This window comes from Flavobacterium caseinilyticum, assembly GCF_004349085.1.
Lineage (GTDB): Bacteria > Bacteroidota > Bacteroidia > Flavobacteriales > Flavobacteriaceae > Flavobacterium > Flavobacterium caseinilyticum.
Genome location: NZ_SMFM01000001.1, coordinates 383,408 through 401,418, shown reverse-complemented (window position 1 = coordinate 401,418; position 18,011 = coordinate 383,408). Strand labels below are relative to the sequence as shown.

The following is an 18,011-nucleotide window of genomic DNA, read 5'->3' as shown; positions in this document are numbered from 1 at the left end:
TTTGATGCTGCGAAATTGACTGAAAACAAACCTATAAACAGCCAAAAATTAGAAATTCAATAATTTTTACCAGTAATTATTTCTAAATCATCAGAAACACCTAACGTTTCCATATTTCAGCACCAAAACAACAGTATTTGTCCATCGTTTTAAATTTTATGCGTTCAATTGAAAACTAAAAACAGGTATTAACGACATCGGTTTTTATAGGGTAATCTTAAAGTTCTCGTTTTTACTTTCGAAACCTTCTTTATTTAAATACTGAATTGCGTCTAACTGAATTTTGCCATGTATTGTTGCACAATTAAATCCGTGTTTTCGTTGCGCATTTTTTGCTCTAATTGTATTGGCGGAGAAGCGCGTTCCAAACAATTTTTTACGGCACAGGTTTCACAGGTAACCCCAACAATCTGTTTCTTAAGCGAATCATTCTCGATGAACTTAAATTTTTTCTTCATTCCCGGCGTAATCAATATCCCTACCGAAATACTACGGATACAATCTACCTTAAACGGATCCGGTGTTGCGGATGAAAAAACAAGATATTCATTTTTGCTGTTTTCATAACTGGAGATTTGAGCATCAAAAAAATGATTTTTATTTTGTTTCAAAGACTCTTCAATCGTACGTATCGAAACCCATCTTCGGCAGTAATGCTCATTCATTTCATTCGCGTGCGGCTCCTGCTGGTTCGTGATATGCAATTCCTTTTTTATTTGATACGTATCGGTTCCTATTTGATGAGACAATCGCAGAAAGAAAAGATTCTTTAACTGAAAGTCTTTTGGTAAAATATTAGTCAACCTTTGATAAAACGATTCTGGAGAAACATTAAATCCGCTCATCAAAGCAATCATTTCCCCAGGTTTTGGATCTGTTTTGGACAAAAATAAATTCAGTTCATCTATAAGTTTCTGTCTTGGTATAAGTAATGCTCCGGCAAAATAGGAAGCATAAAAGTTGTTCAGGACCTGGTCAAAATTATCAAACTTAATCCAACTGAACGTGTATAATCTTTCGGTGATTTCAAGGTAATTATACGCAATTTCTTTGGCTAAGATAAATGCTTTTTGAGGTTCGTCAATGTCTAATGAAAGAAGTAACGTCTTGCTTTTTGGAACAAAAATCGATCTCAAATCCCCCAATTGTTCTTGCTCCGAAAAAACGAGTTCTTTTATCGTATAACCATATTCTTCAATTAGTATTGCCGTAAGTTCTTCAATCGAAATCTTGGTCTCAATATTCACGTGAAACGCTTTGGAAAACTGCAACACTTTCTGCTCTAAATCTTCAAAATAGTTCGTATGTGCTTCTTGGTACGAACGCAACGACGCCAAAAAGAAACTCTCTCTTGTCAAATTATAATGCTGTGCGATCTCAATAATCGTACTTATAAACGCATTGACTTTTGCAGGAGCATTGGCAATAATATCGATAAGATCGTTTTCTTGAATCCCAAAAATCTCCAGAGGTATCTCTTTTAGAATACCCGATTTTAGGATTTCTCCAATGGGCGCCAGATTATTATCCAGTTTCAACGAAACCATATTATCATAGGAAATATCGAGTTTTTCGGCTAACAGAATAATTTTATCCGTTTTTGGATACTTTTTCCCTTTTTCAATTTCGTTCAAATACGATTTTGAAAGGTCCGTGATTTTTGCCAAACCAAATAGTGACAGATTCTTATTGGTGCGAGCCTGCTTGAGTTTTAACCCAAAAATCAACTTGATATAATCCTTTTCTATGTTCATATTTCAAAGATAAGCTAAAAAATATTTACGCCAAAAAAAATATTTTTCATTTTTAGCGTACGTTCGCTTGTTTTGTAAAAAACTTTTCGTAACATTGTCATGTAAAACACATTAACCATGAAAGCAAATACCGAAACAACGGAAAAATCGTTACAGTTTTCCAATGAAACGAAAGAGTATTGTCCAGAAATTTTGACGGATGAAGCCATTACTTTTATTACAGAACTCCACGAGCGATTCAATGACAAAAGACTTTTGTTATTAGACGAAAGAAAAAAACAACAGGATTTATTTGATCAAGGTGTTTTGCCAACTTTTCCTACTGAGACCAAAAGTATCAGAGAAAGTAATTGGGAAGCAGCGAAAACGCCAGACGATTTATTAGACCGAAGAGTCGAAATAACGGGTCCGGTCGACAGAAAAATGGTCATCAATGCATTGAATTCGGGAGCAACAACGTTCATGGCTGATTTTGAAGACAGTACTTCTCCTACTTGGAGCAATTTAATAACGGGACAACAAAACCTGAAAGATGCGGTGAACAAAACCATTGCTCTTGAAGATACTATAAAGAATAAAAAATACAGTCTGAACGACAAAACTGCCGTGTTGCTTGTTCGTCCAAGAGGATTGCATTTGCCGGAAAAAAATATTTTGATTAACGGAGAACAAACTTCAGGATCACTAATTGACTTCGGATTATATGCTTTTCACAATCATAAGCAACTTATTGAAGATGGAACGGCACCGTATTTTTACATTCCAAAACTGGAACATTATCTGGAAGCAAGATGGTGGAATGAAGTTTTCGAATTCACGCAGGAATATTTAGGCGTAAAAAGCGGAACGTTTAAAGCAACAGTTTTAATCGAAACAATAACGGCAAGTTTTCAGTTGGACGAAATTATTTTTGAACTGAAAGATCATATTGTTGGCCTTAACTGCGGACGATGGGATTACATTTTTTCGTACATCAAAAAATTAAGAAAAAACCCAGCTTTCATAGTTCCAAACAGAGATCAGGTGACGATGACTTCTCCATTTATGAGTGCGTATTCCCAATTAGTTATTCAAAGATGCCACAAACGAAATATTCACGCAATTGGTGGAATGGCGGCACAAATTCCAATAAAAAACAACGAAGAAGCAAATAAAATTGCTTTCGACAAAGTAATAGCCGACAAAGAACGGGAAGTAAAAAATGGTCATGACGGCACTTGGGTCGCACATCCGGATTTGGTTTCACTTGCTATGACCGTTTTCGATAAATACATGCCAACCAAAAATCAGATTCATGCAAAAAGAGAAGACATACACGTTACCGAAAGTGATTTGCTCGAAACTCCAAAAGGAACCATTACCGAGGAAGGCGTTCGAAAAAACATTAGTATTTCCGTTCTATACATCGCTTCATGGCTCAACGGACAAGGCGCCGCAGCGTTGCACAATTTGATGGAAGATGCTGCTACTGCTGAAATTTCGAGATCACAATTGTGGCAATGGTTACAAAACGAAGTCGTTTTGGACAATAAAAAAACATTAAATACAAATTATTATCATCGTATAGCGATGGAGGAATTTGAAAAAATCAGAAAGCTTGTTGGAGATGAAAATCATGAAAAACAAAAATACAGATTAGCGGAACAATTATTAGATATTCTAGTCGTGAACGACAATTTTATCGAATTTTTGACCATTCCTGGATACAAATACATTTAAAAAATCAATTACAATCCCTATTAACAAACAACCAAAAAAAAAGAAAAATGAAAACTACAGAAACAAGAATTCAAGAATTAGTTACGGACTGGATTACAAACCCAAGATGGAATGGTATTGAGCGCCCCTATACTGCTGAAGAAGTTGTAAAATTGCAAGGTTCGTATCAAATAGAACATAGTGTTGCCAGAATTGGAGCGAATACTTTATGGAATAAACTAAATTCTCAGGATTTTGTAGCCGGACTTGGCGCGCTAACCGGAAATCAAGCCATTCAAGAGGTAGAAGCAGGATTAGATGCTATTTATTTGAGCGGTTGGCAAGTTGCTGCTGATGCAAATGTAGCCGGAGAAATGTATCCTGACCAATCTTTATATCCTGCTAACAGCGTTCCATTGGTAGTAAAACGAATCAATAATGCGCTTTTGAGAGCGGATCAAATACAAGTGGTTAACGGAACAGCTGACAAAAAAGAATACTTAGTTCCTATTGTGGCTGATGCCGAAGCTGGTTTTGGTGGAAACCTGAACGCTTTCGAATTAATGAAAGCGATGATTGAAGCGGGAGCTGCGGGAGTTCACTTTGAAGATCAATTGAGTTCTGCTAAAAAATGCGGTCACTTAGGTGGAAAAGTATTGGTTCCTACTCAAGAAGCCATCAACAAATTGATTGCAGCACGTTTAGCAGCTGACGTAATGGGAACACCAACAATTGTCGTTGCTCGAACTGATGCAGATGCAGCCAACTTATTAACTAGCGATATTGACCCAAGAGATGCTAAATTCATAACGGGAGAAAAAACGGGAGAAGGCTTTTTCTATGTTAATTGTGGTGTGGAACAAGGAATTGACAGGGGATTGAGTTACGCGCCTTACGCTGATTTAATTTGGATGGAAACTAGCAATCCAGATCTGGATTACGCAAGAAAATTTGCCGAAGGAATTCACGCAAAATTCCCTGGAAAAATGTTGGCGTACAATTGTTCGCCTTCTTTCAACTGGGCTGCAAAATTATCCGTTGCTGAAATGGAAACATTCCGCGAAGATCTTGCAGCAATGGGATACAAATTCCAATTCATCACATTGGCAGGATTCCACGCATTGAATACGAGTATGTTCGAATTGTCTAAAGCGTACAAAGAAAGAGGAATGGCAGGATATTCTGAATTACAGGAAAGAGAATTTGCTTTGCAAAAACATGGTTTCAAAGCGGTTAAACACCAAGGTTTCGTAGGAACTTCTTATTTTGACGCGGTACAAAATACTGTGACAATCGGAAAATCTTCTACCACTGCGATGAAAGACTCTACTGAAACAGCTCAGTTTTAAAAAAAGCAACAACCATAAAAAAACACGATTTCAGATGGAATCGTGTTTTTTATTTTTAAAAATTTATCGCCACAAATTTCACGAATTCTCACTAATTAATTCGTGCCAATTCGTGAAATTCGTGGCAAATATTTTTTTTTGCAATTATGCATAATTTAAGTCTGTCAACCAATTCTACAAACTGAAAGTCCAAAGTGATTTACTTCGATTCAATAATCTCAAGATCAGTAACCACTTTCTCTTTTCCTTTTTGAATACTGATTTTATTTATTGAAACCGGAAGGTAATATTTGCCGTTTTTAGCTACTTCAAGTTTTAGTTTTTTGTCTTTATTTTTCCAATTATCAGCAGTTGCTTTCGTTATGGAAAAATCGTAAACATGCTTGTTTAATCCTTTTGACGCTTTCACTTTCTGAGAATAAAAGACTTCTTTCAAGCTGTTTTCAATTTGTAAAAGCACTTCTGAATCCGTATTGGAATAGAACCAAATCTCTGCTTTTGCCTCAGAAGCTTTAGCCCAAGAACTCCAGCTGCTTCCCCATTCTCTTGATTTTTTGATTTTTTTAAGTTCAAAAACATGAAGATTTTCAGCTACCACTTTATCGCTCAATTGTTGCACTTGATCCACATTGACTTTATAAATTGAACGACCATGAGTTCCCACGACTAAATCTTTTGCTTTCTTTTGAATCACTAGATCGTGAACCGCAACGTTTGGAATTCCGTTAGAAAAATCATCCCAAGATGTTCCTTTATTTAACGAAACATACAATCCGTTATCCGTTCCCAGATATAAAACATTCTCATTTACATTATCCTCCACGATTACATTCACTGGACTTGAAGGCAAATTAGCAGAGATGTTTTTCCATGTTTGTCCAAAATCATCCGACATATACACATAACTGGTAAAATCATCATTTCGATATCCGTTCAAAGTCGCATACACTCTATCTTTCTTGTGTGCGGAAGCCACGACTCTGGAAACCCAACGATTTTGAGGTAAATTCCCCGAAATTTTATTCCAAGTTGCCCCACCGTCTTTCGAAACATGAATCAATCCATCATCACTTCCGGTGTAGAGTAAACCAAACTGCAAAGTGCTTTCGCTGATAGCAGCGATGGTTCCAAAAGCTACATTTCCTTCTTTCGCTCCTTGTGTCAAATCAGGCGAAATCGCAGTCCAAGTTTGTCCTTGATTCATCGATCGATGCAAGAAATTAGATCCCATGTATAAAATATCCTGATTGTGCGAAGACAATAAAATAGGTGTCTGCCAATTGAATCGGAATGGTTTTTCATCCTTTTGGGGCTTTGGTGAAATATACTCTCGCTTGTTATTCGCACGATCAATTCTATAATAATTCCCGAATTGGAAACCAGTAAAAACAATATTTGAATTTCTTTTGTCGATTTGAGTTTGCATTCCGTCGCCTCCCATCAAATTTTCATACGGGTATTTTCCGGTTTGGTACCATTCTGAGGAGTATTTGTAAGTGCTTGGCCCAACCCAAACCCCATTATCCTGCATCCCTCCATAAATATTATATGGTTCTTGCTCATCTACATTTACCGCATAAAATTGACTGACACTATGCGAATTGCCTTTGAACCAATGCGCTCCATCATCATACGAAATATTTAAACCGCCGTCATTTCCATTAATTAAATGTCCGGATTTATTTGGGTTCACCCAAACTACATGATGATCTGCGTGAACATTTTCTTCGCTTATGGAAGTAAATGTTTTTCCACCATCATTTGATTTTATAATGGGTACGCCTGACAAATAAATTTTATTCAAATCGTTTGGATCAACAGAAATGACACTGAAATAATAGCCGTACGAATAAAAGAAATCATCAATGAAATCCTTATGGGTCTTCGTCCAACTTTTTCCTCCGTTACTTGATTTGTAAACTTCGGCTCCGATAACTTCTGTTTCGGCTAAACTACTTATCGCATCTAAAACCACTTTTGCAGCTTCGTTAGGTTGCAAATACCCGTTTTGAACCCAGTGTTTGATGTTTTCGGCTCTGTATTTTTCGGTTAAACCGTAATTTTTTAAAATAGAATTCAAACTTTTATTAGGCAATTTCAGGAATTCGTCTCCCGGCATTGAAAACGCAATTGGTAACGAATTGCTTTTTTGGGATCCCAGCGGTCTTTTGAATTGGTTATCCAATACAGCATACACGTTATTGTCATCAAACACCGCTAAACCAATTCTTCCAACGCCTTCACCAACAGGAAATCCACTTTCAGCATTCGTGAAAAGTTTCCATGTCATTCCCGCGTCTTCACTTTTATAAATTCCCGAAGTAGCGCCACTTCCTATAAAATCCCAAGCTTTCCTGTCTTTGCTCCAAGAAGCCGCATATTGAACCTTGAAATTTTTTGGAGAAACAGCCACATCTATAATCCCCGTTTCATCGTCGATATAAAGAGTTTTACTCCACGTTTTACCGCCATTTGTTGTTTTATAAATTCCTCTTTCTTCATTTTTTGAATACAAATGCCCCACTGCACCCACAACAACTTCATCTGGATTTGATGGATTAATCAGGATTCGGCTGATGTGATGGCTGTCATGCAATCCCATATTTTGCCAAGTCTTTCCTTTATCTTCTGATTTTAAAATTCCAATTCCGGCGTAAGAAGATCGGGACGAATTGACTTCGCCAGTTCCTACCCAAATCGTTCCTCGTTTCCAGTCTATCGCGATATCACCCACATTTTGCGTAGGCGCCGCATCCATAACCGGTGAAAAACTCATTCCGTTATTATTCGTGTACCAAAGTCCGCCCGTAGCGTATCCCACGTAAAATTCGGTTGGATTTTCCGGATTTACATCCACATCCACCACTCTGCCGCTCATCACCGTTGGCCCAACATTTTCGAAAGTAATCTGCTGAAAAAGCGATTGATTTTCCATTTGTTTTTTGGCTTCCAATGCTTGCTGAATTGCTTCAGTAGAAACTTGTCCCCAAGAGACACTTTGTAGAATAAGGGCTGAGAAGAATACTATTTTTTTCATGTAAACTGATTTGAATTGGAAAATTAATCATAAAAATAGTAATCTGAAAATTTTATACTGTAATTAACAACCGTTTCTCTCAAAGTTAGTATTTTTGAATAATCAATATAAAAAACAAGGATTGAATAATGTTATTTGTATTTATCCATAAAAACACCCATTAAGATTGCATTTTGCTGCAATAAAACAATAAAAATCAACAAATGAAATACCACCAAATTGACCGAGATTTATTTATAAAAAACAGAGCAAAGTTCATGGCTCAGATGAAGCCAAAAAGCGTTGCTGTTTTCAATTCTAATGATATTTACCCCGTTTCTGCAGATAGTACGTTGCCATTTGCACAACACCGCGACATCTTTTACTTGAGCGGAGTCGATCAGGAAGAAAGTATTTTATTACTTTTTCCGGATGCGCCTTACGAGCACCAACGAGAAATGGTATTCTTGAAAGAAACCAGTGAACACATTGCCATTTGGGAAGGTGAAAAACTGACCAAGGAGCGTGCTTTTGAAGTAACAGGAATCAGAACTGTATATTGGTTACAGGAATTTGAGAAAGTATTATTCGAAATGATGACTCATGCTGAAACAATTTACATCAACACAAATGAGCATTACCGCGCTACTGTAGAAACTGAAACGCGCGAAGCCCGTTTTGTAAAATGGTGGAAAGAGAAATATCCGGCACATGCTGTTGCAAAAAGTAACCCGATATTGCAGCGTCTGCGTTCTGTAAAAGAAATAGAAGAATTGGATTTAATCCAAAAAGCCTGTAACATTACGGAACTTGGTTTTAGAAGATTATTGCCTTTCGTGAAACCAAATATTACCGAATACGAAATCGAAGCTGAGTTAATTCACGAATTCATTCGCAACCGTTCCCGTGGTTTTGCCTACACGCCAATAATCGCTTCCGGAAACAATGCCAATGTATTGCATTACATCGAAAACAATCAACAATGCAAAGCTGGTGATTTGATTTTACTGGATGTTGCGGCTGAATATGCTAATTATTCAAGTGATATGACGCGTACGATTCCAGTTTCAGGAAAGTACACTAAAAGACAAAAAGAAGTATACAATGCTGTTTTAAATGTAAAAAACGAAGCGACAAAAATGCTGACAAAAGGTACACTTTGGAAACAATACCATATCGAAGTAGGGAAATTAATGACTTCGGAACTGCTAGGTTTGGGTCTTATTGACACAGCCGATGTGCAAAACGAAAATCCGGAATGGCCAGCTTACAAAAAATATTTCATGCACGGAACATCGCACCACATGGGATTAGACACGCACGATTACGGAATCCTGACCGAACCGATGCAAGCCAATATGGTGTTTACCGTAGAGCCCGGAATTTACATTCCTGCCGAAGGTTTCGGAATCCGTCTGGAGGATAACATCATCGTTCAGGAAAGCGGCGAACCATTCAACATGATGCGCAACATCCCAATTGAAGTGGACGAAATCGAAGAATTAATGAATAGTTAATTCCTTAAATACACACAACCAAATCGGTTTACAGCAATGTGAACCGGTTTTTTTTTGGGCGCAACCCAGCCTCCGTAAACTCCAGCTGCGTCAGGCTATTCGCTACAAGTCCTCGTCTCGTCCAAAAGGACAAGACTGTGGGCTTTCCGCTGCTATCCCTTGCGCTTCAGCGAGAAAATCTGTAATTTCAAAATTCATCTTAAAGCTGTAACTTTATAATCACGCTTCCGACTTATTTAAAAAACTTAAAACTCAGAAATCATGCAAGCACACGAAATAGACTACCACATTTACGGCGAGGAAATGCAATATGTGGAAATAGAACTGGACCCACAGGAAATTGTAATTGCCGAAGCGGGAAGTTTTATGATGATGGACAATAATATCCAAATGGAAACCATTTTTGGAGACGGCTCTGGACAGGAAAACGGATTATTTGGTAAACTTTTAAGCGCCGGAAAAAGAGTGCTGACAGGCGAAAGTCTTTTTATGACTGCGTTCATCAATCAAAACAATACCAAAAGCAAAGTTTCATTCGCTTCGCCTTATCCCGGGAAAATAATCCCAATTGACTTGACACAATTTGGCGGAAAATTCATTTGCCAGAAAGATTCTTTCCTTTGCGCGGCCAAAGGCGTTTCTGTGGGGATTGAATTCTCTAAAAAACTCGGTCGCGGATTGTTTGGTGGAGAAGGTTTCATCATGCAAAAAATAGAAGGCGACGGTCTGGCATTTGTACATACCGGCGGAACATTAGCCAAAAAAGAACTAGCCGCAGGCGAAATACTAAAAGTCGACACGGGTTGCATCGTAGGTTTTACCAAAGATGTTGATTATGACATTGAGTTTATTGGCGGCATCAAGAATTCTATTTTTGGTGGTGAAGGTCTGTTTTACGCCACACTTCGTGGTCCGGGAACAGTTTATGTACAATCCTTGCCTTTCAGCCGACTTGCGGACAGAATCATTGCATCTGCACCAAGAACTGGCGGAAACAGTCGAGATGAAGGCAGTTTATTAGGCGGATTAGGAAGTTTGCTCGATGGGGATAGACGATTTTAAATTTTAATAATTACAAACGGCTTTCAGAAATGGGAGCCGTTTTTCAACCATATAAGTCATGTAAGCAAATAGAGGTAATGCTTAAATGAACTTAAATTCCTTATATGGTTAAAAAACAGTTTTTGTTTAAACATTTTTTCAATTTCACTTTGTACTTTTTGGTATAATTCACCATAACAATTTTAAAACTTATATGCCTTATATGGTTTAAAAAGATTAAAGCCCTAATTTTGCAGACTCTAAAAACTAAAAGTGAAACAAATTCTCTTTAAAAACACCAACATATCCTATTCCGATACCGGGAAAGGAACCGCTATTGTCTTACTTCATGGTTTCTTGGAAAGCAAAGGCATGTGGGATTTTTATATTCCGGAGTTTGCTAAAAAAAATCGCGTCATCGCGATTGATTTATTGGGACACGGTGAAACGGAATGTTTGAGTTACGTGCAAACGATGGAAGATAATGCCGATGCAGTCCACGCAGTTTTATCGGAATTGCGTATCCGGAGAGCCATTTTTGTCGGGCATTCTATGGGCGGTTATGTTGCTTTGGCTTTCGCCGAATTATATCCTGACACTATTAAAGGATTGGTACTACTAAACTCAACCGCTAGAGCCGACAGCGAGGAACGAAAAACAAATCGGGATCGAGCTATTAAAGCGGTAAAACAATCTTTTATGAATTTTGTTTCACTTTCTATTGCAAACTTATTCAGCGAATCTAACAGAGAACGACTTTCATTAGAAATTGAAACCGTAAAAAAAGAAGCTTTAAAAACACCGCTGCAAGGAATCGTTGCGTCATTGGAAGGCATGAAAATACGACAAGATCGGGAAGTGTTATTGCACCTTACGCCATATCCTAAATTATTAATTCTAGGCGAAAAAGATCCTGTCCTGAATTACGAGGAAACCAAAGAACAAATCGAAAACACTACGGTAAAATTAGTGACTTTTCCCGACGGACACATGAGTCATATTGAGAATCAAGACCAGTTATTGATTGTATTGTTGGCTTTTTTCAAAAGCATTTAGATCATTCCGGATTTCAAATATCCTTTTTCCACCAATTCGATTTTATATTTCAAGTGGTGCATTTTTCCTTCTTTCATCAACGCCAGTTTTGTGGAGACTTTTATCACATTTTCATAGTTATGATCCGTTATAATGATGCCTTTTACACTGGACATTACAGTGATTAATTCATTAATTTTTTCAATCATTATGGGCGACAAACCATTGTAAGGCTCGTCTAACAGAACAAATTTCGACGCATTATTCAGGATTAATTTAATTTCTAAATACCGTAATTCTCCGCCGGACAAATGCTTTATTTTTTTGTTCAGCATCGATTGAATCATTTCGTCGGCATAAAAATCCTGCAATTTATCTTTGGCTATAGACAAATGAATGGTCTTTTGTATCGAGAATGAATTTGGAATAAAATTATCTTGGGGCAAATAACTGAAATCATTTAGCAACTCGCTAGTTTTTGATTTCACAACGCCATCAACTCGAACAAATTTAAAATCAGCAGTTACAATTCCGAAAATGATTTTCAACAAAGTAGATTTTCCAGAACCATTTCTTCCCAGAATGCCAATAATATCAGCTGTTTCACATTTCAAATACACATCGGAAACTATGATTTTTCCATCATATTGTTTTTGAACACTGTCTACTTCTAAAATACTCTTTGTCATACGAATTTCAATACTACATTAATGAGTAATATCAGCGCCAAGGAAAAAACAAAATTCAGTAAAAAACCATACACAAACAATTGCGTTTTTGAAATTCCGTTATTGTAATAAAACAAATATTCATTTTTAGCATTCACTTCTTTTATCAAAAGGCTAATGAAGAAACCAAAAATAATAAATACGTATTTGAAGGTTTCAAATCCTCCAAAAACCCATGCCAAAGCACTTATTGACACGTTAATCGTCAAAGTGCTTTTATAAAACTCGAAGATGTTGGCTAATTTTCTGACTGGAAATTATGTTTAAATTATTTTCTCTTCAAAAGGAATATTTTGATCTAAAATCTCGCTTAATAAAAGAACCATTTGTTCTAAATAATTACTTAAAATTTCTTCATTTATAATCGAATTTACTTCTTTGTCTTCTTTAAAATTAAACGGAAGAAAACCAGCTTTTAAATTCTTGAAAGAGATAATTCCGGCTTCAATTGGTTTTCCTTTCGCGTCATGCTCATACATGAAAGCATACGCCAGAACCTGAATGATTTTATCGCTTTTAATATCTTCCGTTAATCTGTTCCAGGATTTCAGAGTGACACTCGCTTTTTCAACTTTTCCGGTTTTGTAATCGATAATTCGAATGACTCCGTTGCGCTCTTCAATTCTATCTACATTTCCTTTTATCAATACAGGAAAAGGCAAATTAGGATGATTAAAAGTTCTTCCAAAAGTTTGTTCCAAAGCAATTATTTTTATCGCATCGCCGTTTTTAATACTTTCCAGTTCCACTTTTAGGAAATTAGAAACATTTCGTTTAGCGACTTCAAACGCCAATAAATTTCGCCCTTTTTTGATTTCGCCTTCTTTGTAAACTAATTTGAATTGTTTCAAAACCTCAGCGTCTATTTGTTTGAAACAATTTAGAATATCACTTTCTGAAATAAATTTACCAATAAATGGCTCATACAAAACTTTTAGAGTTTCGTGGATAATGGTTCCCAAGGTATTCAATGCAATGTTCTCCTCGACTTCTTCGACTTCGCTGATGCGTAAAATCTTCTGGAAATAGAATTGAATCGGATTCCGAATATAACTCGTCAATGCCGATGGGGAAAAACCTTTTTCAGCAATTTCTTTCAATCGCAACATCACACTTTCCGATTTTGGAATTACCATCGGTTGATAGGCTGTTTCGGGTAAAACTGCGTTGTAAATTTCGTGCGTTAACGTATGATTATTTTGCTTTTCGACTTCCAGTTGGGTTATGAATCGGCTTTTTTCACCCGCATCCAGACCTTCACTTTCGGTATTATACAGCAAGTAAATATTTTTGGCGCGTTGCAACAAATGATAGAAATGATAGGTGTAAATCGCATCTTTTTCTTTGAACGTCGGCAAACCCAGTTCGCGTTTCACATCATACGGAATAAATGAGTTTTGTGATTTTCCCGCCGGAAATTTCCCTTCATTCATCGAAGTGACAATAACGGTGTCAAAATCCAAAACACGGCTTTCTAACACTCCCATAATCTGCAAACCATTCAACGGTTCTCCTTCAAAGGAAACTTCCGCCAAATCAATTACTTGTTTGTAAATGGCATAAAGCGTTTCTATTTTATCGATATGTTCGTGTTTGGAATAGTAATTAATCAGTTTATTGATGACTTTGAAAATGGCAAAAACAAAAGCTTTAGTGATTTTTTCTTCTTCGTTATCGTTACTTAAATTTTCTTTTATCGTTTGTAATAATTTTGAAATCGTCTCTAATACCGGAATCGATCCCTTTTCCCATTTTTGGAATAATAAGAGAAACAATTCGCTCGGAATTGCATTCAACTCCATCAATTTATGATGCGTAATAAAAGTATAATTATTTTGATTGATGGTATGGACAAGCGCGCTGGTTTTTGCATACGGTTCCACCAAAGGATGCGTCAAAATATCCAGTACATCTTTGTAATACAACACATAATTTTTAGCATTTCTGGATAATGCATTCGTGTGCATTTTAAATAATTTAGCAATCAAAATCTGCGCTGGATTGTTCTTACTCGAATATCCCATTGTAATATTTAAAGCACCAACAGTGGATGGCAAAGAATATAAAAGCGGTACCAAAAGATTTTCCTCACCCAGAACCACAGCCACTTTATCTAGCCTGCCTTCAGTTCCTAGACTTCGGGATTCATTGATAACATTCTCGATAATGCTTCCGGCTATTTTGGCTTGACCTATTGTTTTGGGTGTACCAATCACCTGAATATTTTTTGTCTGTGAAAAATCATTTACAATCCATTCAAACGGATGTTGCTTGTAATGTTTCCAATTTTCTTTAAAACGTCTTACAAAGAGTCCTGCATCATGATACGAATCATTGAGAAAGATTTGGTCTACATCCCAATATATTTTGGCCTGATCAGAGGCGATAAGGTGCTGGATTATTTTTTCTTCGGCGGCATTCAATGCGTTAAAACCCGCAAAGACAAATTGTTTCTCTTGCACCGAATTCGAAAAATGATTTAGATTATTAACCGCTTCACGATAAATCAAACCTTGATATCCGATTCCTTTGTTTAGCAAATGTGTATAAAGTGATTGATAGTAATTGGGTAATAATTTCCAAAAATCAATATATTTTTCTAATAATGCCGTTTTGTTTTCGACTTCAATTCCCCACTTTTTAATATCCTCGATATCTTTCAGATAGGAAAGAACATGCGATGGCTCTAATAAATAGCGGTCAATTTCATTGAAGTCTTGTAGTAATGTTTTCGCCCAATTGGCAAATAACTCAAAGGATTGTTGGTTTGCTTTATCGGTAATAGATAAGTAGACTTCGTAGAATTCAAATAATAGCTCAATAGGATCTATGGTGCGGATACCGGCAATGTTTTGCACAAAATCCTCGATACTTATAATTTCAGGAGAAAGTATATTGGTTGTGACTTGATTTTTTAACGCTTCAATCAGGAAAATTTTAGCTCGTTTGTTTGGTAATACAACAATCGTATTGGAAAGATTGTCTAAATAATTTTCAATTAAAACGGTAGCAATTTTGTCAAGAAAGGAAGTATTTGTCATTTTATAAAAATAAAAAAAACGCCCCGATAAATCGAGGCGTTTTCTAAAAATATTTTGAAGAAAATTATTTTTGTAAAATAACTTCCGTTCTTCTGTTTTTAGCTTTACCAGCTCCAGTTTTGTTTGTTTCAACCGGAGTACCTTCACCAAAACCAACAGCATTTAAGTTTTCAGCTTTAATACCTCTTTCGATTAAAGCGTCTCTCAATACATTAGCTCTATCTTCAGAAAGTTTTTGGTTGAATTCATCAGAACCATCGCTATCAGTGTGTCCTTGAATACTGAATTTAGCATTAGGATAGTTTTTAAGGATTTCTGCAATTGCATCTAATCTTCCTGGAACGTCTGCTGTTTTGAAAGTAGCTTTACCTGAATGGAAATAAACCGATCTAGCCTGAACTTTAAGATTATCTAAAGCCTCTGAAGTTACTTCTGGACATCCTCTGTTACTAGCTGGACCAGCTACAGTAGGACAGTCATCATCTTTGTCTAAAACACCATCTCCATCAGTATCTGGCCATGGACATCCACCATTTTCTTTAGGACCTGCAACTGTAGGACATTTGTCATCTTTATCAGCAACACCATCTCCGTCAGCATCTGGACAACCTCTTAAGGCAGCTAAACCAGCAACTTCTGGACAATCATCATCTTTGTCAGCAACTCCATCACCGTCAGTATCAGGACAACCGTTTAATGCAGCTAAACCAAATACGTCTGGACAAGCATCAGCACTATCTTGAATTCCATCTCCATCTGTGTCAGGACATCCGTTAAATTCTTTTAAACCAGCAACTTCTGGACAAGCATCATCTTTGTCATAAATTCCATCACCATCAGTATCTTTTCCACCAAATTTGAAAATAATACCAGCTGAATGTTGGAAATGAGATGGAGCATCTGGTGTTGCAAAATCAACATCACCTTCAGTTCTGTCTCCGAAAGATTTTTTGTATTTTGTAGCAAGTTCTAAACCGATATTATCAGTAAACCAAAATGTTAAACCAGCACCTGGATTAACCGTTCCGTAACTACTATCACCAAAGAATGTGTATCCACCACCAATAGATAAAGACGGATCAATTATTTTAGAATTAATAAGGTTCATGAAGCTATATCTGATGATACCATCAGCTCCATAATACATTAAATCACCTGGGTTCGTCACATGATAACCACGAGAATCATGACCTGGAGTTTCCGGAGAAAATGTCACAAACTTATTGATTTTGTTTACAGATCCAGTAACTCCGAAAGAGAAATTATCTCCAATAAATCTAGATACAGTTAAATAAGACACAGAAGGAAGGATATTCCAGTTCTTTTTTACAGCAAATGGAGTTGTAACATGGCGGTCTAGCCAGTTTTTCCCACCATCAGCACTTGCCTTAGTGTCAACGGCATTAGCCCCAAAAGAGATAGCCCAAGGATTGTTACTGTCTTGTGCGTGGGAGCTTAAGCCCACCACCATCATCACAGCAACTAAAATTTTGTTAAGATGTTTCATACTTAATATTTTTAATTACAATTTAGTTAATTACAGGCAAAAGTAGGACGGAAATTTTTAATAACAAAATGTTATGTTAAAAAAAACCTACAAACATGATGAAAAATAGGAATTATATAACTTTTAGCATTTTACCAACTTCAATAAAAGCGCTAATTGCCTTATCTAAATGCGCCGTTGTGTGTGCGGCGGACAGCTGCACTCTAATTCTTGCTTTGTCTTTAGGAACTACCGGAAAAAAGAACCCAATTACGTAAATCCCCTTTTTTAATAATTCATCTGCCATTTTTTGTGAAAGTTTTGCGTCATATAACATTACGGGAACGATAGCAGAATCGCCGTTTATGATGTCAAAGCCCGCTTTTATCATTCCTTGTTTGAAATAATTTGTATTCCATTCCAATTTATCACGTAATAAAGTATCTTTTTCTAATAATTCAAAAACTTTTATGGATGCTCCAACAATTGCAGGTGCCAACGAATTAGAAAACAAATACGGTCGGGAACGTTGTCGTAATAATTCGATAATTTCTTTTTTTGCAGTCGTATAACCTCCCATTGCTCCGCCAAGTGCTTTCCCTAAAGTTCCTGTAATGATGTCTACTCTTCCCATTACACCTTTTGCCTCGAGCGTTCCTTTTCCTGTTGCTCCTATAAATCCAGCAGCATGGCATTCATCTACCATAACCATTGCGTCATATTTATCGGCTAAATCACAAATTTTATCTAATGGCGCTACCACACCATCCATAGAGAAAACTCCATCGGTAACAATCAATTTGAAACGAGTTCCTGCTTCAGTAGCTTTGATTAATTGTTGTTCCAAATCTTCCATATTGCTATTTTCATAACGATAACGAGCCGCCTTACACAAGCGAACACCGTCTATAATAGAAGCGTGATTCAAACTATCTGAAATTATCGCATCATTTTCTCCTAATAAAGGTTCAAAAACTCCACCATTAGCATCAAAAGCGGCAGCGTAAAGAATAGTATCTTCTGTTCCGTAAAATTCAGAAATTTTTCGTTCCAATGTTTTGTGAATATCTTGAGTTCCGCATATAAAACGAACTGATGACATTCCGAAACCATGCGTATCCAAAGCATCTTTAGCAGCCTGAATAACTTCCGGATGTGATGATAATCCAAGATAATTATTGGAACAAAAATTCAAAACAGTTTCTCCTGTAGATATTGTAATTTCTGCTCCTTGAGGTGAAGTTATAATGCGTTCTTTTTTGAAAATTCCATTATCTTCAATAGTTTGTAATTCTGCCTGAAGATGTTCTTTTATTTTTCCGTACATTTTAATATGTTTTTAAAGT

11 protein-coding genes are annotated in these 18,011 nt (G+C 36.6%); 5 read left to right on the top strand and 6 right to left on the bottom strand.

Translation table 11 applies throughout. The features are described 5' to 3' along the window. Positions 1–272 precede the first annotated feature (272 nt). Positions 273–1,754, bottom strand: coding sequence for a helix-turn-helix domain-containing protein (locus E0F89_RS01775; protein WP_131908148.1), 1,482 nt, complete (start codon positions 1,752–1,754; stop codon positions 273–275). A gap of 117 nt (positions 1,755–1,871) precedes the next feature. Between E0F89_RS01775 and aceB the strand changes: the two genes are divergently transcribed. Together aceB and aceA are read left to right on the top strand one after the other, a co-directional pair. Then, complete coding sequence (gene aceB / locus E0F89_RS01770) at positions 1,872–3,473, top strand: malate synthase A (protein WP_131908147.1); 1,602 nt, start codon at positions 1,872–1,874, stop codon at positions 3,471–3,473. Between the two features lie 47 nt (positions 3,474–3,520). Beyond that, positions 3,521–4,801: an isocitrate lyase gene (gene aceA, locus E0F89_RS01765; RefSeq protein ID WP_131908146.1), complete on the top strand. Its 1,281-nt coding sequence runs from the start codon at positions 3,521–3,523 to the stop codon at positions 4,799–4,801. Between the two features lie 199 nt (positions 4,802–5,000). Here the strand turns inward: aceA and E0F89_RS01760 are convergent, their stop codons facing one another. After that, complete coding sequence (locus E0F89_RS01760; RefSeq protein ID WP_207915766.1) at positions 5,001–7,838, bottom strand: WD40/YVTN/BNR-like repeat-containing protein; 2,838 nt, start codon at positions 7,836–7,838, stop codon at positions 5,001–5,003. A 203-nt stretch (positions 7,839–8,041) separates the two neighbouring features. Here E0F89_RS01760 and E0F89_RS01755 point away from each other — a divergent pair, with 203 nt between their 5' ends. The 3 genes from E0F89_RS01755 to E0F89_RS01745 all read left to right on the top strand — a co-directional run bounded on the left by E0F89_RS01755 (position 8,042) and on the right by E0F89_RS01745 (position 11,431). Next, positions 8,042–9,334 (top strand): aminopeptidase P family protein, encoded by a 1,293-nt coding sequence (locus tag E0F89_RS01755; RefSeq protein WP_131908145.1) that lies wholly within the window; start codon positions 8,042–8,044, stop codon positions 9,332–9,334. Positions 9,335–9,595: 261 nt separating this feature from the next. Continuing rightward, complete coding sequence (locus E0F89_RS01750) at positions 9,596–10,396, top strand: TIGR00266 family protein (RefSeq protein WP_131908144.1); 801 nt, start codon at positions 9,596–9,598, stop codon at positions 10,394–10,396. A 252-nt stretch (positions 10,397–10,648) separates the two neighbouring features. Further along, entirely contained in the window at positions 10,649–11,431 is a 783-nt protein-coding gene (locus tag E0F89_RS01745) for an alpha/beta fold hydrolase (protein ID WP_131908143.1), read from the top strand. On the opposite strand, the gene E0F89_RS01740 is transcribed toward E0F89_RS01745, so the two are convergent. From E0F89_RS01740 to kbl, 4 genes are all read right to left on the bottom strand, one after another. Then, positions 11,428–12,099 carry an ATP-binding cassette domain-containing protein gene (locus E0F89_RS01740; RefSeq protein WP_131908142.1) on the bottom strand — a complete coding sequence of 224 codons (672 nt, stop codon included), beginning with the start codon at positions 12,097–12,099 and terminating at the stop codon, positions 11,428–11,430. The two genes, E0F89_RS01745 and E0F89_RS01740, sit on opposite strands and share 4 nt — an antisense overlap. A 302-nt stretch (positions 12,100–12,401) precedes the next feature. Continuing rightward, positions 12,402–15,179, bottom strand: coding sequence for a PD-(D/E)XK nuclease family protein (locus E0F89_RS01735; RefSeq protein WP_131908141.1), 2,778 nt, complete (start codon positions 15,177–15,179; stop codon positions 12,402–12,404). A gap of 64 nt (positions 15,180–15,243) precedes the next feature. Next, the gene (locus E0F89_RS01730) at positions 15,244–16,686 is read right to left on the bottom strand and encodes an OmpA family protein (RefSeq protein ID WP_131908140.1); all 1,443 of its coding nucleotides are present in this window, start codon (positions 16,684–16,686) and stop codon (positions 15,244–15,246) included. A 112-nt stretch (positions 16,687–16,798) separates the two neighbouring features. Continuing rightward, a complete protein-coding gene (kbl, locus tag E0F89_RS01725; protein WP_131908139.1) occupies positions 16,799–17,992 on the bottom strand; it encodes a glycine C-acetyltransferase in 1,194 nt (397 codons plus the stop codon). Positions 17,993–18,011: the final 19 nt, after the last annotated feature.